The sequence below is a fragment of the Silvania confinis genome (assembly GCF_025564085.1).
GTDB lineage: Bacteria > Pseudomonadota > Gammaproteobacteria > Enterobacterales > Enterobacteriaceae > Enterobacter > Enterobacter confinis.
Genome location: NZ_JAMGZJ010000070.1, coordinates 66,732 through 93,156 on the forward strand (window position 1 = coordinate 66,732; position 26,425 = coordinate 93,156).

Sequence of the window (26,425 nt, forward strand, 5' to 3'; positions counted from 1 at the left end):
AATCAAAATTGGATTTTAAACAACTCACTCAGTTTAAAGATATCATTGTGCTGGACAGGCGTGTTGAAGTGCGCGACGATCGTGACACGTTTAATATCTCCTGGGGTATCGATAAAAACTACCAGACAGGCGCTGCAATTTCAATTGCATCGATCCTGGAGAACAATAAACAGCAGGCAATAGACTTTACCTTTCATATCATTTCCGATTATATTGACAGTGAGTATGTTGCACTTCTCACTCAATTGGCTGAGCAATATCGTACTGTTATAAAACTGTATCATATTGATGCTGAACCGTTGTCTTCTCTGCCTAAAACCAACATCTGGCCCGTCTCAATTTATTACCGTTTAATCTCCTTTGATTATTTTTCTGAACGCCTGGATAAGCTCCTTTATCTTGATGCAGATATTACCTGCAAGGGATCTTTGCACGATCTCGCCGCACTTGAATTTACCGATGAATACGGTGCCGTGGTAATAGATGTAGATTCTATGCAAAATAAAAGTGCGAATCGTTTAAATAATGCAGAATTCAAAGGCAATTATTTTAACTCTGGTGTGATGTATATCAATTTACAACAGTGGCTACGCTCAAATCTTACTGAACGGTTTTTCGCGTTGCTGGCAGATGATGAACTTGTTAAAAATTTAAAATATCCTGATCAGGATATTTTGAATGTCATGTTCCTCCATCACGTTAAACTACTACCCAGAGAGTACAATGCGATATATTCTCTGAAATCTGAATTTGAGACAAAAGACATTAACCATTACAAGTCTACTATCAACGATCGTACTGTCTTTATCCACTATACGGGCGTAACCAAACCCTGGCATAGCTGGGCTGATTACCCATCCGCACTCTTTTTCCGTAGAGTCTATGCGTTATCCCCGTGGAAAGATATTCCGTATCAAGGCGCTGTGCGAAAGCATGAGTACCGGGAAAAGTATAAACACCTGCTTTATCAAAATAAATTTATTGACGGTATTTTGGCTGCAGTTAAATATAATTTAATGAAAGGTTGATCCTGGATGGTTGATAAAATTATATTTACGGTTACACCTATCTTTTCCATTCCCCCTCGTGGCGCAGCAGCGGTAGAGACCTGGATGTACCAGGTTGCACAACGAACCACGATACCGAACCGGATTGTGTGTATCAGGAATGAGGGTTACGACGATTACTCACGTGTGAATGAAAACTGTAGCATCCACCGCGTGGGGTTTAGTCGTGTGTATAAACGTCTTTTTCAGAAATGGACGCGACTCGACCCTCTCCCCTACTCGCAACGGATACTGAATATCGCAAAAGATTTTCCCGTAACCGACAATAGCGTGATCGTTGTGCATAACAGTATGAAGTTGTATCGGCAAATCCGCCAACGTGCCCCACAGGCAAAGGTTGCCCTACATATGCATAATGCGTTCGAGCCGAAAGGGATCGAGCATGATGTAAAAATGATTGTGCCAAGCTTATTTTTAAAGAATTATTATCACGCTTACCTTCCAGACGCAGATATTGAGATTGTGCCAAATGGGATTGATTTAAAAAGCTATCAGTCCAACGCTACGCCGATATCAGATCCTGGAATTAATATCTTACCTGATGAGAAAGTCATCTTTTACGCAGGGCGTATTGTGCCGGACAAGGGTATTTTGTTACTCCTCCAGGCGTTTGAAAAGCTGGTTGCGACCAATAACAATTTAAAGCTCATTGTTGTCGGTGACTATAACGAGGTCAGCAAAACAGACGGTGGGGCCTACCAGCGCGAGGTAAGAGTCGTTGCAGAACGTCTCGGGGATCGATGTATTATGTTAGGAAGCCTCCCACCCGATCAGATGCATCGATATTACCCGCTGGGTGATGTAGTGGTTATTCCGTCCCAGTTCCAGGAGCCATTCTGCATGGTGGCAATAGAGGCGATGGGAGCGGGAAAACCGGTGCTGGTCAGTACGCGAGGGGGAATGGTTGAATTCGTTAAGGAAAACAATACCGGCTATCACCTGCAAGAACCGATGACAGCAGAAACCATTGCTCAGGATATTGTGGCTGTTTTGCACAATCCTGAACTGTCCGACGTCGCTAAACGCGGGCAAAATTACGTTTATAATCATTACAGTTGGACTGGCGTGACCCAAAGGTTTGAAGAGGTCATTCATAAATGGTTTAACTAAAAAAAGGCTACGTAACGTAGCCTTTTTTGATCATGCTTTCTTATTTTTAAGCGCTAACAGAAGGCCTGACAAAATACCCAGCAGATCTAGCTCTATCTGCTCAAAGTTCCCACGGATGATGAAATAGCCGAAGAAAGATAACATGATGATGATATAGGCATTTAATGGCGAATAGCGGTTGTCTCTAAATGCGTTAGACAGGCACTCTCTAATTACGCCTGCATACACGAACAAAAGCCCTGCCAGACCCAGGAGACCCGTGCCGAACCAGACAAAGAGTGCCAGATTATGCGGCCCTATAGACTCACGGGAGATCCATTCCGGGTAATCAACAACGCGTTTATTATAAACCTCATCATAGGCTTTATTGCCAAAGCCATAGCCTTTTATCGGATTCTCAAGGATGAGGTCAAATGCGCTTCCCTGGGTTCCGTTAGTGTAGCGAGAGGAACTGTCGGTTTGCTGCAACTTATACGCTAACTTTGCCGACATCTCTTTATGCGCGAACAGCGCGGTGACAATAACGGCTGCAACGATCCCACCGGCAATCACTAATTTCCACTGCTTGTACATGATGGTCCACACCAGACCCACTATCAGTACTGATAGCCATGCTCCGCGAGACAGGGTTCCAAGCATCAGGAAAAGATACACTGTGCTCAATACGAGAAAGGCAATACGGTATTTTGCTGATTTAATGAGCCATAAGTTTAACAAGGCGGGGAACAGAAAGACTAATGCGTCAGAAATGCTACGATGCCTGTAATCCGTAAATGGCATAATGTCATTCTTAAAATCCTGATAGTAGGAAAAAAGCTCTGCCAGGCTGCACAGAATTAATGCACAAAGGAATGATGAAAAAATCAGTTTTGAGATTAGCTCTTTTGCTTCATCCTTGAGTAACACCGGAATGGTAAGCGTACACAACAACATGTTTTCTATAACAGAATTGTTTATCGATTTCAGACTGGCTTTAAAGTCCGGCGTTTGAAACAAAGAAAGTAATACCGCAACGGTTAGGAAAACAATACTGCTAAAAAGAAATGTTTTGAAAACAGGCGTGAAATCTCTGAAATGTTTACATAAATAAACAATTGTGGTGCCTGTCATAAGAATAACAATAAGATGTTTGTAGCGTGTAATATTGTCTAAAAAATAAGTAGCAATAAACAAGAATACAAGAGTTCTGTTCCAGTATAACTGCCAGTTTTTTTTCTCTTTAAAGAAAAATAATGTTTGGATCATCATTGCTCCGACATCTGCTTACGAGTATTTATAGCTTCAACAGTAAACGATCAAATACGGTAGAAGCGGACAGATTTTCAAGGCTTCTACTCGCAGAACGACACTCTTCCTGGTTCTTCCCGTAACCACCAATTAAGCCCGGATCCGTTGGCCCATATAATGTAATATTTGGCCGATCCAGTGCCGCAGTCAGATGACTCAAACCTGTATCGACGGAGACGACAGCTTTAGCACCCGCCAACACGTGAGCCACGTCTTCCAGACTCATTCGTGGTAAGACATCGACGTAATCAAATCCTTCTGCCAGCCTTTTTGCTCTGGCTTCTTCATGAGCCGCCCCCCATGGCAGCTTAATGCGTACTCCTGCTTCGCTCAGAAACCCAATCAACTCTCGCCAGTGGGCTTCAGGCCAATGCTTATCGTCCCGGGTCGTGGCGTGTAAAAATACCACATACGGGTTCATATCCGTATTCAGATGATTCAGGAAATGGCGGGCGATGGCGTAGTCACCCTGCGCTGTGGGTTTTACATAACCCAGACTTTTGGCGAACAGTTCACGGGTACGCTCTACGGCGTGCTGTTGCTTTGCAATATGATGCCGATGACGATAGAACAGGCTCGCCAGCGGCTCACGAGCGGTTTGCCAGTCCATGCCATGTTTTTCGCCATGCGCCAAACGGGTGACCAACGCCGCGCTTTTTACCAACCCCTGCGCGTCGATAATTGCATCGTATTGGTGGGTGCGAACGGCCTCGCGAAAGGAGAGGCGCTCCGCTTTCACAGGTGCAGAAAACCACGCTTTGCGCCAGCGGCGGATAGCTACGGGGATCACGCGATCGACCGCAGCATGCCAGGTCGGGATCTGTGCGAATCCTTCTTCGACCACCCAGTCAAATCGAATACCCGGAATGGTCTGCATCGCGTCAGTCAGCGCGGGCAGAGTGTGCAGCACATCGCCCATTGAGGACGTTTTAACGATCAGCACACGCATTTGTTACCCTTCTTCACTCAATAGCAGTTCATTCAGCTCGTCAAGGACACGCTGTGGGGTGATGTCGATCAGGCTCTGGTGATAACCCTCTGCCGCATCGCCTTTACGCACTTTGTGGTAACCGGTGATCAGGCGAATAACGCGGGCTTTATGCGACAGCGGCGGGGTAAAGTCCGGGCTGCTCGGGCCATACAGCGCCACCAGCGGGCGGTTCAGCGCGGCGGCAACGTGCATCAGCCCGGAGTCGTTACTCACCACGGCTTTACAGGCGGCAAGCAGGATAACGGCCTGCTCCAGCTGGGTTTCACCCGCCAGATTGCGACACCATACCTGCTGCTCCATGCTCAGCGTGGCGAGGATTTCATTCCCTGCCTCATGATCTTTCGCCGAGCCGAACAGGACAATCTGATAGCCTTCGTCAATCAGTTGTTTTGCCAGCTCTGCGTAGTGATAGTGTGGCCAGCGTTTTGCCGGGCCGAATTCGGCGCCAGGACAAAAGCCAATCAGCGGACGGTCGGCCAGCAGGCCAAAGGCGTTGCAGGTTTGCGATTTTTCGCCTTCGTGGACCTGCAGCTGCGGCCACAGTAGCGGCTGCGGCAGATCTTTCGCGCTGCGCATTACGCCTTTGTCGTAGGCCAGTGCGACATAGCGTTCGACCATCAGCGGCCAGGCCTCTTTGTCCAACACGCGGGCATCATTCAGCAGGCCATAGCGCATCTCGCCACGCCAACCGGTGCGGTGTGGCACGCCAGCAAAGAAGGGGACCAGCGCAGATTTGAACGAATTGGGCAATACGTAAGCGCGGTCATAGCGCTTGTCGCGCAGGTCATGGCCAAGCTTGCGGCGTTGAGCAAGTTCCAGCGCCCCGTGGCCGAGCGGCATCGGGATCGCCTCGTTCACTTCGGGCATTCGCGATAACAGCGGACGGCACCACGCGGGTGCCATCACATCGATTATCGCCTGGGGATAGCGCGCCTTGAGCGTGCGATAGAGACTTTGCGACATCATCATGTCGCCCACCCATGACGGGCCAATCACCAGTATCTTCATGCTTATGCGTCGCGGTTGAGCCAGGCCATATACTCCGTCACGCCTTCGGCGACGGTCTTGAACGGCTTATCGTAGCCTGCGGCGCGCAGGTTAGTCAGATCCGCCTGGGTAAATGCCTGGTAACGGCCTTTCAGTTTTTCCGGGAATGGAATGTACTCAAGGTTGCCTTTCTGATGATACGCCAGCGCCGCATCGGCTACTGCCTGGAAGGATTCTGCGCGACCGGTACCCAGGTTGAAGATGCCAGAGACGCCATTTTCCAGGAACCACAGGTTCACTGCAGCCACATCGCCCACATAGACAAAGTCGCGCTTGAAGCCGTCACTGCCTTCGAACAGTTTCGGCGTTTCACCGTTGTTCAGTTGGGTGTTCAGATGGAATGCGACGCTCGCCATGCTGCCTTTGTGGCCTTCACGCGGTCCGTAGACGTTAAAGTAGCGGAAACCGACAATCTGCGAGTTCGCCTCTGGCAAGATCTGGCGTACGTATTCGTCGAACAGGAATTTGGAGTAGCCATAGACGTTCAGCGGCTGCTCAAATTCGCGGGATTCAATAAAGTCAGAAGTACGGCCGCCGTAGGTCGCTGCGGAAGAGGCGTACAGGAACGGAATTTCGTGCTCCAGGCAGTAGTGCAGCAGCTCTTTGGAGTACTGATAGTTGTTATCCATCATGTACTTGCCATCCCACTCGGTGGTAGATGAGCATGCGCCTTCATGGAAGATGGCCTCGATATCGCCAAACTCTTCACCCGCCATAATCTGGATCAGAAAGTCTTCTTTATCCATGTAGTCAGCGATGTTCAGATCCACCAGGTTAATGAACTTGGTGCCGTCTTTCAGGTTATCCACCACCAGAATGTCGGTGATGCCTTTGTCATTGAGGGCCTTAATAATGTTGCTGCCAATGAGGCCCGCGCCGCCGGTAACGATGATCATAACTGTAACCTTTGAAGTGTGGCGCCTGGGGACAATCCCAGGCACTAATATTCATATCATAACATTAGTATGACGACCCATTCAGCCATTCACCGACATTGCGCAGGGGTACACGTGATTTATGCTGCAAAATTGGTAACAGTTAATGTGTAATCTCGTATCAACGTATAGCTTTGGGTAATATGTTCCGAAATTTGCCGAGTCTGGAGAATTGCAATGCGTGGTGATTTTTACAAACAATTAAACAGTGACCTGGAAACCGCACGTGCGGAAGGGTTGTTCAAAGAAGAGCGGATCATCACTTCTGCTCAGCAGGCGGATATCACCGTTGCCGATGGCAGCCATGTGATCAACTTTTGCGCCAACAACTATTTAGGCCTGGCGAATCACCCGGCGCTTATCGCTGCAGCGAAAGCGGGTATGGACTCCCACGGTTTTGGGATGGCCTCGGTGCGTTTCATCTGCGGTACTCAGGACAGCCATAAGGCACTGGAAGGCAAGCTGGCCGCGTTCCTCGGTATGGAAGATGCCATCCTTTACTCATCCTGCTTCGACGCCAACGGCGGTCTGTTCGAGACGCTGCTCGGCGCGGAAGACGCCATTATTTCCGATGCGTTAAACCATGCGTCGATCATCGACGGCGTACGCCTGTGCAAAGCGAAGCGTTTTCGCTACGCCAACAACGACATGCAAGAGTTGGAAGCACGTCTTAAAGAGGCCCGTGAAGCCGGTGCGCGTCATGTACTGATCGCCACCGACGGCGTGTTCTCAATGGATGGCGTGATCGCCAACCTGAAGGGCGTCTGCGATCTGGCAGATAAATACGACGCGCTGGTGATGGTTGATGACTCTCACGCGGTGGGTTTTGTCGGTGAAAACGGTCGCGGCTCGCATGAATACTGTGACGTGATGGGCCGTGTAGACATCATCACGGGTACGCTGGGCAAAGCGCTTGGCGGCGCGTCCGGGGGTTACACCGCAGCACGTAAAGAGGTGGTGGAGTGGCTGCGTCAGCGCTCACGCCCGTACCTGTTCTCTAACTCGCTGGCCCCGGCGATTGTCTCGGCCTCCATCAAAGTGCTCGAGATGGTAGAAACCGGCAGCGCGCTGCGCGACCGCCTGTGGTCCAACGCCCGTCTGTTCCGCGAGAAAATGAGCGCTGCCGGCTTTACGCTGGCCGGTGCCGATCACGCCATTATCCCGGTCATGCTGGGTGATGCCGTTATCGCACAGAATTTTGCGCGTGAGCTGCAGAAAGAGGGCATTTACGTCACCGGTTTCTTCTTCCCGGTGGTGCCAAAAGGTCAGGCGCGTATCCGCACCCAGATGTCTGCGGCGCATTCCCCTGAGCAAATTGAACGTGCGGTCGAAGCCTTTACCCGCATCGGCAAACAACTGGGCGTGATTGCCTGAGGACGAATGATGAAAGCGTTATCCAAACTGAAAGCAGAAGAAGGCATCTGGATGACCGACGTACCGGAACCGGAAGTCGGTCATAACGATCTGCTGATCAAAATTCGTAAAACCGCCATTTGCGGCACCGACGTTCATATCTACAACTGGGACGAGTGGTCGCAGAAAACCATTCCGGTTCCGATGGTCGTGGGGCACGAATATGTCGGCGAAGTGGTCGGCATTGGTCAGGAAGTGAAGGGTTTTAGCATTGGCGATCGCGTTTCTGGTGAAGGCCACATTACCTGCGGTCACTGCCGTAACTGTCGTGGCGGTCGTACGCATTTGTGCCGCAACACCGTCGGTGTGGGCGTTAACCGCCCAGGCTGCTTCGCCGAATATCTGGTGATCCCGGCCTTCAACGCCTTCAAAATTCCGGATAACATTTCTGACGATCTGGCCTCCATCTTCGACCCGTTTGGCAACGCGGTTCACACCGCGCTGTCGTTTGATTTGGTCGGTGAAGACGTACTGGTTTCCGGCGCAGGCCCGATTGGCATTATGGCCGCGGCGGTCGCAAAACACGTCGGCGCGCGTAACGTTGTTATTACTGACGTAAATGAATACCGTCTGTCGCTGGCGCGCAAAATGGGCGTCACCCGTGCGGTGAATGTCTCGAACGAGAACCTCAACGACGTAATGGCTGAGCTGGGAATGACCGAAGGCTTTGACGTGGGTCTCGAGATGTCCGGTGCACCGCCGGCGTTCCGCACCATGCTCGACACCATGAACCACGGCGGGCGCATTGCGATGCTGGGTATTCCGCCATCGGACATGTCCATCGACTGGAACAAAGTCATCTTTAAAGGGCTGTTCATCAAGGGCATTTATGGCCGTGAGATGTTCGAAACCTGGTACAAGATGGCCGCGCTGATTCAGTCGGGTCTGGATCTGACCCCAATCATTACCCATCATTTCTCCATCGATGATTTCCAGCAGGGCTTTGACGCGATGCGTTCAGGTCAGTCAGGAAAAGTGATCCTTAGCTGGGATTAATCGCAAAAACAGGCCGGATTATCCGGCCTGTTCCTCAGGAAAATCGGAAAATATGTAAAGTAATGTTATTTCCGATATAAGAAGGGGTAATGTGTTTTTGCATTGAACGTTTCATTTATCCGATCCTTCACGCATTTATCTCGTCTGTTTCGTAAAAATAGTATTTGTAAGCCATAATCATTTGTTCATACAATGGCGGGGTATCCTCAAAGGCATTCGGTAAATGTATGAAGAATAATGCAAATAAACTTAGCGTTATTATTCCATTGTATAACGCAGGGCATGATTTCAAGGCCTGCATGGAATCCTTAATCGCGCAAACATGGAATGACCTGGAAATCATCATTGTTAATGATGGCTCAACGGATGGCTCAGTTGAAATCGCTCAATACTATGTCGACGCTTATCCCCACGTTCGCTTGCTGCATCAGGCTAATGCGGGTGCTTCCGTAGCCCGCAATCGTGGTTTAGCCGCCGCGACCGGAGAGTATATTGCCTTTGTTGATGCGGACGATCTGGTCTATCCAGACATGTACGCCACGCTAATGAAGATGATGCTGGACGATAATCTGGACGTCGCACAGTGCAACTCCGACTGGAGCTACCGCGAAACCGGCCGCAGCTGGCAGTCAATCCCCCCCGAGCGTGTGCGCTCAACCGGTGTATTAACCGGGCCAGAGTGGTTGAGGATGGCACTCAAGTCACGTCGCTGGACGCACGTGGTATGGATGGGGATTTATCGCCGCGAGGTGATTGTTAAAAATAACATCACCTTTATTCCTGGATTACACCACCAGGATATTGTGTGGACGACGGAGTTTATGTTTAATGCCGAGCGCGCCCGTTATACCGAACAATCATTATATAAATATTTCCTGCATGATAATTCTGTCAGTCGTTTAAAACGACAAGGCGATAAGAATCTCAATTATCAGCGGCACTATATTAAAATTACCCGTTTATTAGATAAGCTCAATCGTGAATATGCTGGACGTATTACGATTTATCCGGAATTCCACGACCAGGTTATTTACGAAGCGCTGCGTGTTTGCCACTGTGTGCGTAAAGAGCCGGATGCCGCGACGCGAAAAAGGATGATTGCCGAGATTTATACTTCCGGTATGTACAAGCGGATGGTGGCCAACGTGCGCGGCGTGAAGCTGGCTTACCAGGTACTGCTATGGTCATTCCGACTCTGGCATTGGCGCGACAAGACGCAGTCCCAGCGTCGAGTCGCGCGTAAGGCGCTTAATCTGTATTAACAGGGGTGTTGTTGGGGGCTTTACCCCAACCTTGCCACTGATGCTGCATGTACTTGATCAGCATGCTCTGCGCAATACTTTCACTTAACACGCTGAAGAAACGCCGGGCGTCGACAGGTTCTAACACTCGCTTCGGCTGACACAGTTTCACGCCAGAGAACGGATTACGCGGTGCGACAGGTGCGGCGTTTTTAGGCGATGTATTTTGAGGCGTAGAAGTATCCACCTGCGGTTCATTCAACAAGCTGCTGGCATGGACCAGGGTAATATCCGCCGGCAGGGTCGGCAGCATCTGCTGTAATACGCGAACGGTTGACGGATGCGGGTGGCCAATGGCGATTGCCGAGCCCGTCCGGCGCGCCAGCTGCACAGCGCGGTTAAACTGGAAGCGGATATCCGCTTCTTTCTGTGAATCATCCAGGAACACTTTGCGCTTAATCACCTTCACGCCGGTGCCTTGTGCCGCGCGCATCGCCTGGCTGTTGCCGATGGTCATGCTATCGAGGAAGTACAGATTGTAGCGCGCCAGCGACTGCATCACCTTCTGCATGCCGAACAGGCTGGAGGTCATGGCGCTGCCCATATGGTTATTCAGCCCCACGGCATAGGGAACCTTGCCATATGCCTCACGAATAATTCGCTCGATCTCGCTGCTGCTCATCTCCGGGCGCAGCGTGTCTTTTTCCAGCGGCTGCTTACTGAGCGGCGCCATCGGCAGATGAATCAGCACTTCATGCCCGCTGTTGTAGGCTTTGGTGGCCATTTCACGGGCGTGAGGTGCGTTGGGTAATACGGCGACGGAGAGGGCGGCTGGCATCGCCAGAACCTGATTTTCTGTATGAGGGCGATAACCGAAGTCATCGATGACAATTGCGAGTTTACCTGCGTAAACCGGCGTCGCCAGCATCAGTGTGCTGACAACGGAGAGAACCGTACGACGAAATTGAAGCAAAACTTATCTTCCCAACCACGGCTGTGGATTGACCGCCTGACCCTGGCGACGAATTTCGAAATAGAGTGACGGGCGGCCCTGACCGCCACTGCTGCCCACCAGGGCGATAGCCTGACCGGCGCGCACCTGCGTACCGACGCTGACCAGGGCGCTCTGGTTGTAGCCATAAAGACTCATGTCGCCTTTACCGTGCTCAACCACCACCACCAGTCCGTAGCCCTGAAGCCAGTCGGCGAGGATCACCCGGCCATCGGCGACAGCTTTGACTTCGCTACCTTCCGATGCACCGATCACAATCCCCTTCCAACGTAGCTCACCCTGCAGCTGTTCGCCATAGCGATGCAGAATTGTACCGCGAACCGGCCAGAAGGCCTGGCCGCGTGGCGAGCCCAGGCCGCCGGTACGCGACATCAATGAGCGCTCGTTTTCGGTAGGTTTGTAGGTGGTGCCTTTGCGGGACGCTTCCTGCTGGCGATCGCGCACGGCCTGTGCTTCGCGGGCTTCGCGTTCGGCGCGTGCTTTGGCTGCCGCTTCTGCACGGGCAAGGCTGTTACGTAAGCGGGATTCGTTGGCGCGCATTTCACCCAGTTGCGCCTGGCTCTCCTGAATAGAGGACTCCAGTCCGGAGAGGGTTTTCTTACGCTCGTTGCGCGCCTGCTCCAGTTTGGCCTGCTGAGCCTGCTGATCGTAGAGCAGGGTTTGCTGCTGACTTTGTTTCTCTTCCAGCTCTGCTTTTTGGGTCGTGACCTCTTCGCGCGTCTGTTTAAGCTGCGCGATGGTCTCCTGGCGGGACTGGTTAAGATAGCCGAAGTAGGCTTGCAGACGCTGTCCGCGCTGGCTCTCTTCGCCGCTGAGGATCAGCTGAACGCCGGTGTGTTCGCCCTGGCGAAAAGCCGCATCGAGCTGCGCGGCCAGGTTTTTCTCCTGCGCAGCCCGCTGACGCTCAAGTTTCGCAATCGACGCGTTCATCTCATCGATCTGCTTATTGAGTTGGGCGAGGGTGTTCTGGGTTTCGCGCAGCTGCCGGGCGGCGGCGGAAATCGCTTCTTCCTGCTTCTTGAGCTGGGCAAGCAGAGAGGAACGCTGCTGCTGTTGCTGGCGTACCGCGCGTTCTTTGACGGCGATATCGGCCTGAATCGATTTGAGCTGATCGCGCTCATCCGCCTGAGCGGATGCCACGCACAGCAATACGCCAGCGCTGAGTGCGCTGGCGTAGAGCAGGGGCCTGACTGATAACCGTAACGGCTTCACGACCCATGTTATTGAAACAATCGCCTTTCCCCTCATGGGGACGGATTATTCCACGATGAACAGCTGCTTGCCAGTCATCTCTTGCGGGATTTCCATGCCCATCAGGGTCAGCATGGTTGGCGCGATGTCTGAAAGCTTGCCGCCATCAACCGCTTTAACGGTTTTATCGCCGATGTAAATCAGCGGTACCGGCAGGTTGGTATGGGCGGTGTGCGCCTGGCCGGTGGCCGGATCGCGCATCTGTTCTGCGTTGCCGTGGTCGGCAGTAATCAACATCTGGCCGCCAACGGCTTCTACTGCTTTCGTCACCTGATCGATGCACGCATCCAGGGCTTCGATGGCTTTGATCGCGGCTTCCATTACGCCCGTGTGGCCGACCATGTCGCCGTTCGGGTAGTTACAGATGATGGTGTCGTATTTGCCGCTTTCGATGGCCGCAATCAGCTTCTCAGTCAGCTCGGCAGAGCTCATCTCAGGCTGCAGATCGTAGGTCGCGACTTTCGGTGAGTTAATAAGAATGCGATCTTCGCCTTTGAACGACTCTTCAACGCCGCCGTTAAAGAAGAAAGTAACGTGCGCATATTTCTCGGTTTCGGAGATACGAAGCTGAGTTTTGTCATGCTTCGCGACCCATTCGCCGAAGGTGTTCGCCAGCGATGAAGGTGGATAAGCGCATGGCACTTTGATGTCGGCTGCATATTCGGTCAGCATGATGAAATCGAGCTTCACTACCTTCTTACGGGTAAAGCCGTCGAAATCGGCATTAACGAAGGCGCGGGTGATTTCGCGAGCACGGTCAGCACGGAAGTTCATGAAAATCAGCGCATCGCCGTCTTCCATTGCCGCATCAGCCTGGCCTGCGGCGCGGATCACAGTCGCTTTCACGAATTCGTCGTTTTCATCGCGAGCGTAAGCGGCCTGCAGCGCAGCTACTGCCGTGTCTGCCTGGAACTCGCCTTTGGCTTCAACCAGCAGATTGTAGGCCTGCTCAACGCGATCCCAGCGGTTGTCGCGGTCCATGGCGTAGTAGCGGCCAATCACGGAGGCTACGCGGCCTTTGCCCAGCGCGGCAAATTTGTCTTCGAACGCTTTCAGAGATGACTCAGCGCTGCGCGGTGGGGTATCACGGCCATCGAGGAAGGCGTGCAGATAGATTTTGTCGGCACCCTGTTTCGCGGCCAGCTCAACCATCGCCATGATGTGGTCTTCGTGGCTATGTACGCCACCGGCGGAGAGCAGACCCATAATGTGCACCGCTTTGCCTGCGGCAACGGCTTTATCCACCGCACCGGTCAGAACCGGGTTGGCAAAGAAAGTCTGTTCTTTGATTTCAACGTCCAGACGGGTCAGGTCCTGATACACAATGCGGCCTGCGCCGATGTTGACGTGTCCGACTTCAGAGTTGCCCATCTGGCGATCCGGCAGACCCACTTCCAGGCCGGAAGCATCGATCAGCGTGTGGGGACGTGTGGCCCACAGTGCATCCATGACCGGGGTTTTAGCACTGAAAATGGCGTTATCCTGCTGATCCTCACGGTAGCCATAGCCATCCAGAATCATCAGTACCACAGGTTTTTTAGAAACCGACATTGCGACAACCTCTTTGCTCAAAAGACGAAAAATTTGCGTAATTTTACTACAGCTGAATCGATAAAATAGCCGCAGAAGATCAAAGAAACCGCAGGGGCAAGCGTAAGGATAGGTCATTTTGGGTCTTTTTTTTCGTGGCAGGCCGCAGAAAATGGATTAGCTTATTGTCGCTGGCTGTATTTGCCACAGCGCACAGGTATACTCCTGTCCTGGTTTTTTATTCACTCAGTCGGGAGTTGTTACCCCCCATGCAAGAAATTATGCAATTTGTTAGTCGCCACCCCATACTTTGTGTCGCGTGGATTGGTTTACTGGCAGCAGTGCTGTTCACCACTTTCAAAGGTATTACCTCAAAAGTGAAAGTGATCACCCGTGGCGAAGCAACGCGTCTTATCAATAAAGAAGAGGCGGTGGTTGTTGACCTGCGTCAGCGTGACGATTTCCGTAAAGGCCATATTGCAGGCGCCATTAACCTGCTGCCAGCTGAAATCAAAGCCAATAACTTGGGCGAGCTGGACAAGCATAAAGACAAACCCATTATTGTTGTTGACGGTGGCGGAGTGCAGGCCCAGGAGCCGGCAAATACGCTGGTTAAAGCCGGCTTTGAGAAAGTCACTGTCCTGAAAGACGGTATTTCTGGCTGGAGCGGCGAGAATCTGCCTCTGGTTCGCGGTAAGTAAACAGGAGTCAAGTCATGGCCAATATCGAAATCTACACCAAAGCGACCTGCCCGTTCTGCCATCGTGCAAAAGCGCTGCTGGACAGCAAAGGCGTCACCTTCCAGGAACTGCCGATTGATGGCGACGCTGCAAAGCGCGAAGAGATGATTAAACGTAGTGGCCGTACGACGGTTCCGCAGATTTTTATTGATGCGCAGCACATTGGCGGCTGTGATGACTTGTATGCGCTAGAGGCGCGTGGTGGACTTGATCCCCTGCTGCGCTAAGGCGTTTTAGGACAATTAAAAAGGGTTTTTCCATGTCAGAACAAAACAACACCGAAATGACTTTCCAGATCCAGCGCATTTATACTAAAGACGTCTCCTACGAAGCACCTAATGCGCCGCATGTTTTCCAGAAAGATTGGCAGCCAGAAGTTAAACTTGATCTGGATACCGCTTCCACCCAACTGGCGGAAGGTGTGTATGAAGTCGTACTGCGTGTAACCGTGACCGCCTCTCTGGGCGAAGAAACTGCATTCCTGTGTGAAGTACAGCAGGGCGGCATCTTCTCCATCGAAGGTATCGACGGTAATCAGATGGCGCATTGCCTGGGTGCATACTGCCCGAACATTCTGTTCCCGTATGCTCGCGAATGCATCACCAGCCTGGTTTCCCGTGGTACGTTCCCGCAACTGAACCTTGCGCCAGTGAACTTCGATGCGCTGTTCATGAACTATCTGCAGCAGCAAGCTGGCGAAGGTACTGAACAACATCAGGATGCCTGATGAGTACTGTTAATGCGTCAATGACTGTGATCGGTGCCGGTTCATACGGCACCGCTCTTGCCATTACTCTGGCAAGAAATGGTCACGAAGTGGTTCTTTGGGGCCACGATCCTAAACATATCGCTACGCTGCAAGCGGACCGCTGCAACGTGGCGTTTCTTCCTGATGTCACATTCCCTGACTCCCTGCATCTCGAAAGCTCCCTTGCGACGGCGCTGGCCGCCAGCCGCAATATCCTGATTGTTGTTCCAAGCCATGTCTTTGGCGATGTGCTGCGACAGATCAGACCGCTGATGCGGGCTGATGCGCGCGTGGTATGGGCGACGAAAGGGCTGGAAGCCGAGACCGGACGCCTGCTGCAGGATGTCGCCCGCGAAGCGCTGGGCGATGACATCCCGCTGGCGGTGATCTCCGGCCCGACGTTTGCGAAAGAGCTGGCGGCAGGGCTGCCAACGGCGATCTCGCTGGCATCGACCGATGAGGTCTTTGCTGACGATCTCCAGCAGCTGCTGCACTGCGGTAAAAGCTTCCGCGTTTACAGCAACCCCGATTTTATCGGCGTGCAGCTCGGCGGCGCGGTGAAGAACGTTATCGCCATCGGCGCGGGTATGTCTGACGGTATCGGCTTTGGCGCGAACGCGCGCACGGCGCTGATCACCCGCGGCTTAACCGAAATGAGCCGTCTGGGCGCGGCGCTGGGTGCCGATCCCGCCACTTTTATGGGGATGGCAGGATTAGGCGATCTGGTGCTGACCTGTACCGACAACCAGTCCCGTAACCGCCGTTTTGGCATGATGCTCGGTCAGGGCATGGATGTTATCGGCGCGCAGGAAAAGATTGGTCAGGTGGTCGAAGGTTATCGCAATACCAAAGAAGTTCGCGAACTGGCACACCGTTTTGGGGTGGAAATGCCAATAACCGAGGAAATTTATCAGGTATTGTATTGCGGAAAAAATGCGCGCGAGGCAGCATTGACCTTATTAGGTCGTGCACGCAAGGACGAGCGTAGCAGCAATTAACCGCAGGGAACCGTTATCACCTGAATGACCCGGCTAGCGAAGAACTGGCCGGTCATTATTATTTCGTCTGGAGCAAGCCATGCCGTGTGAAGAACTGGATACCATCTGGAACAATATAAAAGCCGAAGCCCGGGCTTTGGCTGACTGCGAGCCTATGCTGGCCAGCTTTTACCACGCGACGCTTCTCAAGCACGAAAATCTCGGCAGCGCTCTAAGCTATATGCTGGCTAACAAACTGGCGTCACCGATCATGCCCGCCATCGCTATTCGTGAAATAGTGGAAGAGGCCTATGCCGCTGACCCGGAAATGATCGCCTCCGCTGCCTGTGATATTCAGGCAGTGCGCAATCGTGACCCGGCGGTGGATAAATATTCCACGCCGCTGCTGTATCTGAAAGGTTTCCACGCGCTGCAGTCCTACCGCATTGGACACTGGCTGTGGAACGAAGGTCGGCGTGCGCTGGCTATCTTCCTGCAAAATCAGGTCTCTGTGACCTTCCAGGTCGACATCCACCCGGCGGCGAAGATTGGCCACGGGATTATGCTCGACCACGCCACCGGCATTGTGGTGGGCGAAACGGCGGTGATTGAAAACGACGTCTCGATCTTGCAGTCCGTGACCCTGGGCGGTACTGGCAAAACCAGCGGCGATCGCCATCCAAAAATTCGTGAAGGCGTAATGATTGGCGCGGGCGCAAAAATCCTTGGCAATATTGAAGTCGGACGCGGTGCTAAAATCGGTGCCGGTTCCGTGGTCCTGCAGCCTGTCCCCCCTCACACCACCGCCGCTGGCGTCCCGGCGCGTATCGTCGGCAAGCCAGACAGCGATAAACCGTCGATGGATATGGATCAGTTCTTCAACGGCCACAATACCTTTGAGTATGGCGACGGGATTTAGCTTCTGAGAACGGCGCCGGCATATCCCAGCTGGCGCCAGGCTTCATACACCACTACCGACACTGCATTTGACAGGTTCATGCTGCGGCTGTCCGGCATCATCGGAATACGAATTTTTTGCTCTGCAGGTAGGGCATCGAGGATGGTTGCGGGCAGTCCGCGTGTCTCCGGGCCAAACAGCAGATAGTCACCTTCCTGATAACTTACCGCGCTGTGTGCGGGCGTCCCTTTGGTTGTCAGGGCGAAGATCCGTTCCGGCTTTTCCATTTCTGCAAACGCGGCGTAATCGGCATGACGCACCACGGCGGTAAATTCGTGGTAGTCCAGCCCGGCGCGGCGCAGGCGTTTATCGTCCCAGGTAAAGCCCATTGGCTCGATGATATGCAGACGAAAACCGGTGTTGGCGCACAGACGGATGATGTTGCCGGTATTAGGTGGAATTTCTGGTTCGAATAGAACGATGTTAAGCATACTGCCCCCTTAAATAGCGGGGGCAGGATAGCACAGAACTAGGCCGCATTCCCCTGCGCCAGCGGGGCCAGCCCGGCCGGAATATTGCCCAGCTCCTGGACCAGCATGTCTTTACTGATCTCGCGGATGGTCTTCGCTCCGGTCAGTGTCATCGCCACTTTCATCTCTTTTTCGATCAGATTCAGCAGATTGGCGACCCCCGCCTGGCCGTGCGTTGCCAGCGCATAAAGATACGCACGACCCAGCAGGACCGTGTCCGCACCCAGCGCTATCATGCGCACCACGTCCAGCCCGTTGCGAATACCGCTGTCGGCGAGGATCGCAATATCGCCCTTCACCGCATCAGCAATGGCGGGCAGGGCGCGGGCAGAAGAGAGTACCCCGTCCAGTTGGCGGCCACCGTGGTTCGACACCACGATGCCGTCTGCGCCAAAGCGCACCGCATCGCGGGCATCTTCCGCATCCAGGATCCCTTTGATCACCATCGGGCCATCCCAGAATTCGCGGATCCACTCCAGGTCTTTCCAGGAGATCGACGGATCGAAGTTATTCGCCAGCCAGCCGATGTAATCTTCCAGCCCGGTGGGTTTACCAAGATAAGTCGAGATATTCCCCAGATCGTGCGGGCGACCATTGATTCCCACATCCCACGCCCATTGCGGATGGGTCACCGCCTGCCAGTAGCGGCGCATTGCGGCATTGGCACCGCTCATCCCCGAGTGGGCATCGCGATAGCGCGCGCCCGGCGTGGGCATATCAACGGTAAAGACCAGCGTCGAACAGCCTGCCGCTTTGGCACGCTCCAGCGCATTGCGCATAAACCCGCGATCGCGCAGGACGTACAGCTGGAACCACATCGGGCGCGTGATGGTCGGGGCCACTTCTTCAATCGGGCAGACCGAGACGGTCGACAGGGTAAAAGGAATGCCTTTGGCATCGGCGGCCGCAGCGGCCTGCACTTCGCCGCGACGGGCATACATGCCGCACAGTCCCACCGGGGCGAGGGCCACCGGCATCGACAGTTTTTCGTTGAAGAGCGTCGTTTCGAGGCTCAGGTCAGACATATTCTTCAGCACGCGCTGGCGCAGGGCGACTTGCGATAAGTCTTCCACATTGCGGCGCAGGGTGTATTCAGAGTAAGCCCCACCGTCAATGTAGTGGAACAGGAATGGCGGCAGGATGCGCTGCGCTGCGGCGCGGTAGTCACTGGCTGCGGAAATAATCATGCGTTGTTCTCCCTGGGATCGGCGGACTCGCCGGGCAGGCGGGTAATGCGTGCCTGACGAGCCTGATCTTCATCGAATCGTTTAATGGTGGTGTGGACGAAGCCCAGATGCGCCATCATCGCCGTGCGCGCGGCTTCGGCATCACCGGCAAGAATGGCGTTTAGCACCGCCTCGTGCTGTTCGGTTAGCTGTGCAAAAACGGGAGGCACCAGATACATACGCTGGCGACTCTGCTTTACGGAGGATTGCAGCAGGTCGAAAAAGCCGCGCATGGTCTGCAGTAGTACGACGTTGTGCGAGGCTTCGGCAATTGCCAGATGAAAGCGCACGTCAGCCTGCGAGGCGATATCCGGATCGCTGCTGTGGGTGGCCTCAAAGCAGGCCTTCAGCTTCTCTTTATCGGCCGGCGTGGCGCGCATGGCGGCATGCCAGGCGGTACTGGTTTCGATGGCGTGACGGGCTTCGAGGATATCAAAGCTGTAGTCCGGGTCGTTCTCCATAAGCGTTTTTAACGGCTGAACGATGTTCTGCCCGGACCAGTCCTCATGCTGCCAGCGAACAAAGGTTCCGCCGCCGCGACGGCTCAGCAGCACCCCTTCGCTGATAAGCGTCGCCAGCGCTTCGCGCAGCGAGTTACGCGACACACCAAGCAGGCTGGCAAGCTGACGCTCGGCGGGCAACTTCATGCCCGCCTCCAGCTGCTGTTCTTCAATCAGCGCCCGCACGCGAGAGGCTATCTCGTCTGACAGGCGTCTGGGCATCACTATCATGGGATCATCCAGGTTAAGACATAGGCCTGCAGGGTGGTGATCACCCCCACCATGCAGGTGAATATCAGGCTGTGTTTCACGGTAAAGCGGAACAGGTCCGACTCTTTACCCACCAGGCCGACTGCCGCACAGGCAATGGCGATGGACTGCGGAGAGATCATCTTCCCGGTGACGCCGCCGGTGGTGTTGGCCGCGACCAACAGCACGTCCGAGACGCCGATCTGTTGGGCTGCTGTGGCCTGCAGTGCAGCGAACAGCGCGTTAGATGAGGTATCCGATCCGGTCAGGAACACCCCCAGCCAGCCGAGGAACGGCGAGAAGAAGGTGAACGCGGAGCCGGTATGCGCCAGTGCCAGTGCCAGCGTTGATGACAGCCCGGAGTAATTAGAGATAAAGGCGAAGGCCAGCACCATCCCAATAGAGTAAATCGGCAGCGCCAGCTCCTTCAGCGTACTGGCAAAGGTCTGTATCGCCGCGGCTGGCTTCATCCGCAGCCATACGATAGAAAGGATAGCGGCAAACAGGATCGCCGTGCCGGTTGCGGAGAACCAGTCGAATTTGTAGACCGCGGCATACGGCGTGGCGTCATGCACGACCGGCGGCATGCGGGCCACCATTTTGTCGAGGAATGGCACGGAGATATTCACCACCATGTCGTACAGCGCACCGTTCGGGGCAAACAGGGCTTTAAACGGCGGCACGCTCCACAGGGTAACCGTGGCAGTCAGGAACAGGAACGGTGACCAGGCGCGGACAATCTGGCCCGGTGTGTAACGGGTGCGCGCCAGCGTCATATCGACCTGCGACGCGCCCATGTCGCCAAAGCGGAAGACACGTACCGGCTGCCAGCGTTTCAGGAACAGGGTCAGACAGACCAGCGACACCAGCGAGGAGATAATGTCCGGCAGTTCCGGGCCGATGAAGTTCGAGCTCAGATACTGAGCGATGGCGAAAGAGCCGCCCGCCACCATCACCGCAGGCCAGGTCTCTTTCACCCCGCGCCAGCCGTCCATAATCGCCATGATCCAGAACAGCACGATGATGGTCAGGAACGGCAGTTGGCGGCCCACCATCTGGCCGATTTCAAAGCTATCCAGCCCGGTGACCTGTCCGGCAACCAGAATCGGAATACCCATCGCGCCAAAGGCAACCGGCGCGGTATTCACGATCAAACACAGCCCGGCGGCATACAGCGGGTTAAAGCCCAGCCCGACCAGCAGCGCGGCGGTAATCGCCACCGGGGCGCCAAAGCCCGCAGCACCTTCAAGGAATGCGCCAAAGCAGAAGCCGACAATCAGCATCTGCAGACGCTGGTCCGGCGTAATCGAGAGGATCGACGAGCGAATAATATCGAACTGCCCGGTTTTGACCGAGATTTTGTAGACAAACACTGCCGCGATAATGATCCACGCAATCGGCCACAGGCCGTAGAAGAAGCCATACACCACGGAGGCCAACGCGCGGTCGACCGGCATTTTGTAGAACAATAGCGCCACCGTCAGCGCGATAACCACGGTCCAGGTTGCGGCGATGTAGCCCTTCAGCTTGAGTTTAATCAACGCGAAGAAGAAGAACAGAATGGGTAGCGAAGCTATCAGGCTCGACAGCCAGATATTTCCTGCCGGATCGTAGTTTTGTTGCCAGAGGCTCATTGCAGATCTCCCGAGGGCCACACGGTCTGCTTCGCGGTGAGTCTGTGCTCATCTCGGCGTCACATTCTGTGTAAAAGTGGCCCTGCCAATTGTGTGATGTAGGGTTAATGACAACAAATGGTTAACCAAATGTTATTAATCGGCAATGGGGTTGTGAGCAAAGATTATGGAAGTGTGAACTCTGGAGGGGTTGGTCAGAGAATTGGTTGGGCCAATTTTAAAGGGGGGAAAGCGATAGGCCGGGTGAGCGTAGCGTCACCCGGCTAACAATCAGAATGCTGTCTTGCTGAAACCCGTCATCTCTTTCAGGTCCATTTCGCGACCCAGCTCGGTCATCGGGTGGACAATCACCAGGCCGCGCACGCTTTTTTTCAGCTTGCCCATGTCGGCCTGTTCTTTCTTGGTGATCGCACGACGGAACGGCAGGTCGGCCAGCTTCTGCGCTTCTTTGCTCAGCTTCTGGCTTTTAACGCCACGCAGGCGCTCGATTTCGGTTTCCAGCGTTGCCATCTCTTTTTCCAGCTCGACATTCTTCTCGGCATCATCAACCAGAGACAGGTCGGCCTGCTGGTGACGGATAAGATCAAGGCGGTCGCTCAGGCGTTTAATTTCGTTCTTTTCGACTTCTTTCATCACATATAGCTCTAAATACGGGGGAGATTACAGGGAAGGATACACCAATGTGGTGCGCAGGCTTACTTCTGAAACGCTTTTTTTAAGCTGATTCGGGAAATCAGCTCAGTCAGGGATAGGACCATCGTCGAGCGAACGACCTGCTGATAGCGCTGCTTTTGCATCGCATACAGCTCAGCGTCGCTGGTATCAAAGTGCGGCGTGGGCGGAAGGGCGGTGACGCAGTGCAGTTCGCCAAGCGGACCGAGGATCTCATCATCGGTAAACGCATAGTCGTTACCGTCGTAATTCAGCTCTTCTCGCAGCGCCATAAGCAGCTCGGCATCTTCATACTCGAGACGACTGATGACACCCAGCCCATAGATCAGCTTCAGACGAACGGATAAATCGCCCAGCGGTCCGTCGCCGTCGAGCAACGGTTCAACCGCGTATTTCACCGCGTAGTCGTCTTTGCGAAACACCTGAAGCACCAGAATATTCACCGCTTCGGTTAACAACTCGACGGCGGATATCAGGAAACTTCGAACGGTTTTGCCAGCATTCAGACGCTCCAGCACACGGTTTTCAAAGGCCTGGGTTTGTTCCATTGTTGCCTGCATATCTGACAATCTATCATCCGGGCGCAGGATGACCGGCGCCCGGTCCTGCATTATTTGGTTGCGTTGTAAACGTTAACGGCCTCCACCACCACTTCGCTGTTGGCATCCAGCGTGGATACCTGCGCCAGCGCAGCCTGTGGGCCATTCTCGTTAATTAATTGCGCCAGCTCCTGCGCCTGCGGATCTTCTTCGCTGCGGTAGTGCATGGCGGCGGCGATACCGGTAACCAGGTTAGCGTGCGGCAGGCCATACTCCAGGGTGCCGAGCAGCGGCTTGATCAGACGGTCACCCGCACTCAGCTTACGCAGCGGCTGACGGCCAACGCGCTCAACGTCATCTTTCAGATACGGGTTTTCAAAACGACCGAGGATTTTCTGAATATATGCCGCATGTTTATCAGCATCAAAACCGTAGCGTTTAATCAGAACCGCGCCGCTCTCATCCATCGCGCCTTTTACCACGGCGCGAATTTTCTCATCGAGGATCGCGTCACGAATGGTCTGATGACCGGCTAATTTCCCGAGGTAGGCGGTTATAGCATGCCCGGTGTTCAGCGTGAAGAGCTTACGCTCGACAAATGCCATCAGGTTGTCCGTTAATTCCATACCCGGGATCTCAGGCAGTGGGCCTTTAAACTGGGTTTTATCGACGATCCACTCGCTAAAGGTTTCGACGGTCACTTCCAGCGGATCGTGAGTGGCAGAGGCCGACGGCGGAACGATACGGTCAACGGCGGAGTCGACAAAGCCGACGTGCGCTTCAACCCAGGCTTTATCTTCGTCAGCGACGGCGGCCAGCACATGACCTTTCAGCTGGGTGGTGCCACGCACCATGTTCTCACAGGCGATGATGTTCAGCGGAGCGTCGTTACCCTGGGCTTTACGTTTTGCCAGGCCTTTAGCCACGGCCGGGGCGATGCGCTCCAGCACGACCGGGCCGACGGCGGTCGTCACCAGGTCCACCTCGGCGATCAGATCGATAACCTCGTCACCGATGCTGCTGACCGCGTTTACGCCGCTCACGGTATCAATCTGCTCGTTTTCACCGACCACGTGCACTTGATAGCTATGACGTGCATTCAGGGCATCCAGCACCGTCTGATTCACATCGGCGAAAGTCAGCGTAATGCCCGCGTCTGCCAGCAGCTTGCCGATAAAACCACGGCCAATGTTACCTGCGCCAAAATGTAATGCTTTCATCGTATTCACCTTCATCAATGTTTTTACCCGAGAGGACTGGGGTGAGGCATTTCCCTCACCCTAACCCTCTCCCAATGGGAGAGGGGATAGTAGGGAACTTACTTGTTCAGCAGCGCCAGCACTTCTTCAACGCTGGTGGTGTTGGCCAGGCGCTCGATGACGGTCTCATCGTCCAGCGCGTTGGTCAGGCTGGTGATCACCTGGATATGCTCGTTGTTGCGCGCGGCGATACCAATCACCAGGCGGGCGATGTCATCTTCTTCTTCGCCGAAGCGAACGCCTGCCGGGTACTGGCAGAACACCACGCCGGTTTTCAGCACGCGATCTTTCGCTTCAACCGTACCGTGCGGCACCGCAATGGATTCGCCCAGGTAGGTTGGCGTCAGTTTTTCACGTTCCAGCATGGCAGCAACATATTCAGGCTCAACGTAGCCGCCTTTCACCAGCTGCTCACCGGCAAAGCGAATCGCATCTTCTTTGTGGCTCGCGGTAAGGCCGAGGAAGATGTTCTCCGCACCCAGTTTAAACAGGTGGCTGTTGCTCTCGTCGAAGCTGTCCTGCAGGCTGCTGCGCACTTTGACTTCGTTGTCTTCGTGACGCTGCGCGGCGACCAGACGCTCGGTCAGGCTGGTGTACAGGCCGCTGTCGAGGAAGTTGGTCAACGAAATGTGCTGTGCCTGTGGCACCTGGCGCATCGCGCGTTCGGTCAGATCGCGGTGGGTGATCACCAGGTCAACGTCCGACGGCAGGCTGTTAATGGCGCTGTTGGTGACGGAGATATTGCTCAGTCCCGCATCGGCGACTTTCTTACGCAGTACCCCTGCACCCATGGCGCTGGAACCCATACCGGCGTCGCAGGCAACGATGATTTTACGCACGTGGCTCAGGTCGTTAGAGACGTTACCCGCAGCCAGCGGCGTTGCAGTCGCAGCACCTTTAGACTGGGATTTCATATCCTGCATGCGACGGGTCGCAGCTTCGATATCGTCTTCTTCTTTCACTTTGCTGGTTTTCAGCAGGATTGCGGAGACCACGAAGGAGACCGCCATTGCCGCACAGATTGCCGCAATGTTGGCGAAGTAAGCACCTTTCGGGGTCATCGCCAGTACCGCCAGGATAGAACCTGGAGACGCCGGAGAAACCAGACCGCCGCCCAGCACACTCAGGGTGAACACGCCAGTCATACCGCCGAGGATAACGGCAAGGATCAGACGCGGGTTCATCAGCACGTACGGGAAGTAAATTTCGTGGATACCACCGAGGAAGTGGATGATTGCCGCACCGCCAGCAGACTGCTTGGCACTGCCGCGACCAAAGAACATGTACGCCAGCAGCACGCCCATACCCGGACCTGGGTTAGCTTCAATCAGGAAGAAGATAGACTTGCCGAGGTCGTGGGACTGCTGAATACCCAGCGGTGAGAAGATACCGTGGTTGATGGCGTTGTTGAGGAACAGGATTTTCGCCGGTTCAACAAAGATGGACGCCAGCGGCAGCATGTCGTGGGCAACCATGAAGTTAACGCCCGCCGCCAGAACTTTGGAGAGCACTTCAACTGCCGGACCAATGCCGAGGAACGCCAGAATCGCCAGGATCATCCCGATGATGCCAGCGGAGAAGTTGTTCACCAGCATTTCGAAGCCGGATTTGATTTTGCCATCAACCCAGACGTCGAATTTCTTAATCGCCCAGCCGCCCAGCGGGCCTGCAATCATTGCGCCGAGGAACATCGGCATATCCGCACCGACGATCACGCCCATGGTGGTGATAGCACCGACCACACCGCCGCGATCACCGCCAACCAGACGACCACCGGTATAACCGATGAGCAGCGGCAGCAGATAGGTAATCATTGGGCCAACAAGTTTTGCCAGCGTCTCGTTCGGCAACCACCCTGTCGGAATGAACAAAGCAGTGATGATACCCCACGCGATAAACGCGCCGATATTTGGCATCACCATGTTGCTGAGGAAACGACCAAAGCTTTGTACTTTGATCTTGAAATCGGATGACATAAAACACCCCTTCTTCTGTTTACGCTTAGGCTTGAGCCCGAGGTTTATTGTTAATGCGCGGCGGCAGAGGTAGCCGAGCCCTGTTCTGATAATGTGAAATCTGGCACTTAATTGTTTAACTGTCCAGACAGTGAAATTTTGTGTGATCTCAATCACGTAAATGTAATGTGTATGGGGTATGTCGAGGTGATCTGAGTCACAAAACTGTGGTCTGTAAAAAATCAACGCCCACAAAATAAGCGAGTTTAGCCAATTAATGTGAACATGATCACATTACTGTCGCATGTGTTTGTTTCTGAAATGTGATCAGTTTCACAAAGTATTTTTAGTCGGATTTCTCCGGATGTGATCGGCGGCAAACTCTGTTTTGACCTTAGACGCCAGGATGTAGGCATACAACACAGATAGCTAAAAATCACCACCCAGCATGTGTTATGGCGCAAAGTAAAAAACTGGTTTACGCTCATACTGTAAACTTAAGTCTATTATTATTCAGGATATATTTTGTCACGCTTCTAAACTTGCACGGAGATATAATAAAAAACCATACTCCTCGGCCAATTTGTATTAAGAATTTCACTCTATGTACTTAACGGT

25 protein-coding genes are annotated in these 26,425 nt (G+C 53.7%); 10 read left to right on the forward strand and 15 right to left on the reverse strand.

Translation table 11 applies throughout. From position 1 onward, the window contains the following. Positions 1–8: 8 nt before the first annotated feature. Both M8013_RS06285 and M8013_RS06290 read left to right on the forward strand, forming a co-directional pair. Positions 9–1,028, forward strand: a complete 1,020-nt coding sequence (locus M8013_RS06285; RefSeq protein ID WP_271266945.1) for a glycosyltransferase family 8 protein — start codon at positions 9–11, stop codon at positions 1,026–1,028. Between the two features lie 6 nt (positions 1,029–1,034). Beyond that, entirely contained in the window at positions 1,035–2,177 is a 1,143-nt protein-coding gene (locus M8013_RS06290) for a lipopolysaccharide N-acetylglucosaminyltransferase (protein ID WP_271266946.1), read from the forward strand. A gap of 30 nt (positions 2,178–2,207) precedes the next feature. Here M8013_RS06290 and rfaL read toward each other — a convergent pair whose 3' ends face one another. The 4 genes from rfaL to rfaD are packed head-to-tail and all read right to left on the reverse strand — an operon-like array spanning position 2,208 to position 6,398. Beyond that, positions 2,208–3,422, reverse strand: coding sequence for an O-antigen ligase RfaL (rfaL, locus tag M8013_RS06295; protein ID WP_271267042.1), 1,215 nt, complete (start codon positions 3,420–3,422; stop codon positions 2,208–2,210). Positions 3,423–3,450: 28 nt separating this feature from the next. Further along, the gene (gene rfaC, locus M8013_RS06300) at positions 3,451–4,413 is read right to left on the reverse strand and encodes a lipopolysaccharide heptosyltransferase RfaC (protein WP_271266947.1); all 963 of its coding nucleotides are present in this window, start codon (positions 4,411–4,413) and stop codon (positions 3,451–3,453) included. 3 nt (positions 4,414–4,416) lie between these two features. After that, complete coding sequence (gene rfaF, locus M8013_RS06305; RefSeq protein ID WP_271266948.1) at positions 4,417–5,463, reverse strand: ADP-heptose--LPS heptosyltransferase RfaF; 1,047 nt, start codon at positions 5,461–5,463, stop codon at positions 4,417–4,419. A 2-nt stretch (positions 5,464–5,465) separates the two neighbouring features. Next, positions 5,466–6,398: an ADP-glyceromanno-heptose 6-epimerase gene (gene rfaD, locus M8013_RS06310; RefSeq protein WP_271266949.1), complete on the reverse strand. Its 933-nt coding sequence runs from the start codon at positions 6,396–6,398 to the stop codon at positions 5,466–5,468. Between the two features lie 216 nt (positions 6,399–6,614). On the opposite strand from rfaD, the gene kbl reads away from it, so the two are divergent. The 3 genes from kbl to M8013_RS06325 all read left to right on the forward strand — a co-directional run bounded on the left by kbl (position 6,615) and on the right by M8013_RS06325 (position 10,108). Further along, positions 6,615–7,811, forward strand: coding sequence for a glycine C-acetyltransferase (gene kbl / locus M8013_RS06315; protein ID WP_271266950.1), 1,197 nt, complete (start codon positions 6,615–6,617; stop codon positions 7,809–7,811). Positions 7,812–7,820: 9 nt separating this feature from the next. Then, entirely contained in the window at positions 7,821–8,846 is a 1,026-nt protein-coding gene (gene tdh / locus M8013_RS06320; protein WP_271267043.1) for an L-threonine 3-dehydrogenase, read from the forward strand. A gap of 227 nt (positions 8,847–9,073) precedes the next feature. Next, positions 9,074–10,108: a glycosyltransferase gene (locus M8013_RS06325; RefSeq protein WP_271266951.1), complete on the forward strand. Its 1,035-nt coding sequence runs from the start codon at positions 9,074–9,076 to the stop codon at positions 10,106–10,108. Here the strand turns inward: M8013_RS06325 and M8013_RS06330 are convergent. The 3 genes from M8013_RS06330 to gpmM are packed head-to-tail and all read right to left on the reverse strand — an operon-like array spanning position 10,095 to position 13,901. Further along, positions 10,095–11,060 (reverse strand): divergent polysaccharide deacetylase family protein, encoded by a 966-nt coding sequence (locus M8013_RS06330; RefSeq protein ID WP_271266952.1) that lies wholly within the window; start codon positions 11,058–11,060, stop codon positions 10,095–10,097. The two genes, M8013_RS06325 and M8013_RS06330, sit on opposite strands and share 14 nt — an antisense overlap. Positions 11,061–11,063: 3 nt before the next feature. After that, positions 11,064–12,323, reverse strand: a complete 1,260-nt coding sequence (envC, locus tag M8013_RS06335) for a murein hydrolase activator EnvC (protein ID WP_271267044.1) — start codon at positions 12,321–12,323, stop codon at positions 11,064–11,066. Between the two features lie 33 nt (positions 12,324–12,356). After that, positions 12,357–13,901: a 2,3-bisphosphoglycerate-independent phosphoglycerate mutase gene (gpmM, locus tag M8013_RS06340; protein WP_271266953.1), complete on the reverse strand. Its 1,545-nt coding sequence runs from the start codon at positions 13,899–13,901 to the stop codon at positions 12,357–12,359. A 248-nt stretch (positions 13,902–14,149) separates the two neighbouring features. On the opposite strand from gpmM, the gene M8013_RS06345 reads away from it, so the two are divergent. The 5 genes from M8013_RS06345 to cysE all read left to right on the forward strand — a co-directional run bounded on the left by M8013_RS06345 (position 14,150) and on the right by cysE (position 17,264). Then, positions 14,150–14,581, forward strand: coding sequence for a rhodanese-like domain-containing protein (locus M8013_RS06345; protein ID WP_271266954.1), 432 nt, complete (start codon positions 14,150–14,152; stop codon positions 14,579–14,581). Positions 14,582–14,595: 14 nt separating this feature from the next. After that, the gene (grxC, locus tag M8013_RS06350; protein ID WP_271266955.1) at positions 14,596–14,847 is read left to right on the forward strand and encodes a glutaredoxin 3; all 252 of its coding nucleotides are present in this window, start codon (positions 14,596–14,598) and stop codon (positions 14,845–14,847) included. Between the two features lie 32 nt (positions 14,848–14,879). Then, positions 14,880–15,347: a protein-export chaperone SecB gene (gene secB / locus M8013_RS06355; RefSeq protein ID WP_271266956.1), complete on the forward strand. Its 468-nt coding sequence runs from the start codon at positions 14,880–14,882 to the stop codon at positions 15,345–15,347. Next, positions 15,347–16,366 (forward strand): NAD(P)H-dependent glycerol-3-phosphate dehydrogenase, encoded by a 1,020-nt coding sequence (gene gpsA / locus M8013_RS06360; RefSeq protein ID WP_271266957.1) that lies wholly within the window; start codon positions 15,347–15,349, stop codon positions 16,364–16,366. Before secB ends, gpsA begins: the two co-directional genes overlap by 1 nt. Positions 16,367–16,445: 79 nt before the next feature. Then, the gene (cysE, locus tag M8013_RS06365) at positions 16,446–17,264 is read left to right on the forward strand and encodes a serine O-acetyltransferase (protein ID WP_271266958.1); all 819 of its coding nucleotides are present in this window, start codon (positions 16,446–16,448) and stop codon (positions 17,262–17,264) included. Here the strand turns inward: cysE and trmL are convergent. The 8 genes from trmL to M8013_RS06405 form a co-directional block, all read right to left on the reverse strand. Further along, positions 17,261–17,734, reverse strand: coding sequence for a tRNA (uridine(34)/cytosine(34)/5-carboxymethylaminomethyluridine(34)-2'-O)-methyltransferase TrmL (trmL, locus tag M8013_RS06370; RefSeq protein WP_271266959.1), 474 nt, complete (start codon positions 17,732–17,734; stop codon positions 17,261–17,263). The two genes, cysE and trmL, sit on opposite strands and share 4 nt — an antisense overlap. A gap of 38 nt (positions 17,735–17,772) precedes the next feature. Next, positions 17,773–18,960, reverse strand: coding sequence for an FMN-dependent L-lactate dehydrogenase LldD (gene lldD / locus M8013_RS06375; protein ID WP_271266960.1), 1,188 nt, complete (start codon positions 18,958–18,960; stop codon positions 17,773–17,775). Continuing rightward, positions 18,957–19,730, reverse strand: a complete 774-nt coding sequence (lldR, locus tag M8013_RS06380; protein WP_271266961.1) for a transcriptional regulator LldR — start codon at positions 19,728–19,730, stop codon at positions 18,957–18,959. Before lldR ends, lldD begins: the two co-directional genes overlap by 4 nt. Beyond that, positions 19,727–21,382: an L-lactate permease gene (gene lldP, locus M8013_RS06385; RefSeq protein WP_271266962.1), complete on the reverse strand. Its 1,656-nt coding sequence runs from the start codon at positions 21,380–21,382 to the stop codon at positions 19,727–19,729. Before lldP ends, lldR begins: the two co-directional genes overlap by 4 nt. Before the next feature lie 270 nt (positions 21,383–21,652). Beyond that, on the reverse strand, positions 21,653–22,015 hold the full coding sequence (locus tag M8013_RS06390) for a YibL family ribosome-associated protein (protein ID WP_271266963.1): 363 nt from the start codon (positions 22,013–22,015) through the stop codon (positions 21,653–21,655). A gap of 62 nt (positions 22,016–22,077) precedes the next feature. Then, positions 22,078–22,665, reverse strand: coding sequence for a mannitol operon repressor MtlR (gene mtlR / locus M8013_RS06395; RefSeq protein WP_271266964.1), 588 nt, complete (start codon positions 22,663–22,665; stop codon positions 22,078–22,080). Beyond that, entirely contained in the window at positions 22,665–23,813 is a 1,149-nt protein-coding gene (gene mtlD / locus M8013_RS06400) for a mannitol-1-phosphate 5-dehydrogenase (protein WP_472925659.1), read from the reverse strand. The genes mtlR and mtlD overlap by 1 nt, the downstream gene beginning before the upstream one ends. Positions 23,814–23,911: 98 nt before the next feature. Further along, entirely contained in the window at positions 23,912–25,828 is a 1,917-nt protein-coding gene (locus M8013_RS06405; protein ID WP_271266966.1) for a PTS mannitol transporter subunit IICBA, read from the reverse strand. Between the last annotated feature and the right edge of the window lie 597 nt (positions 25,829–26,425).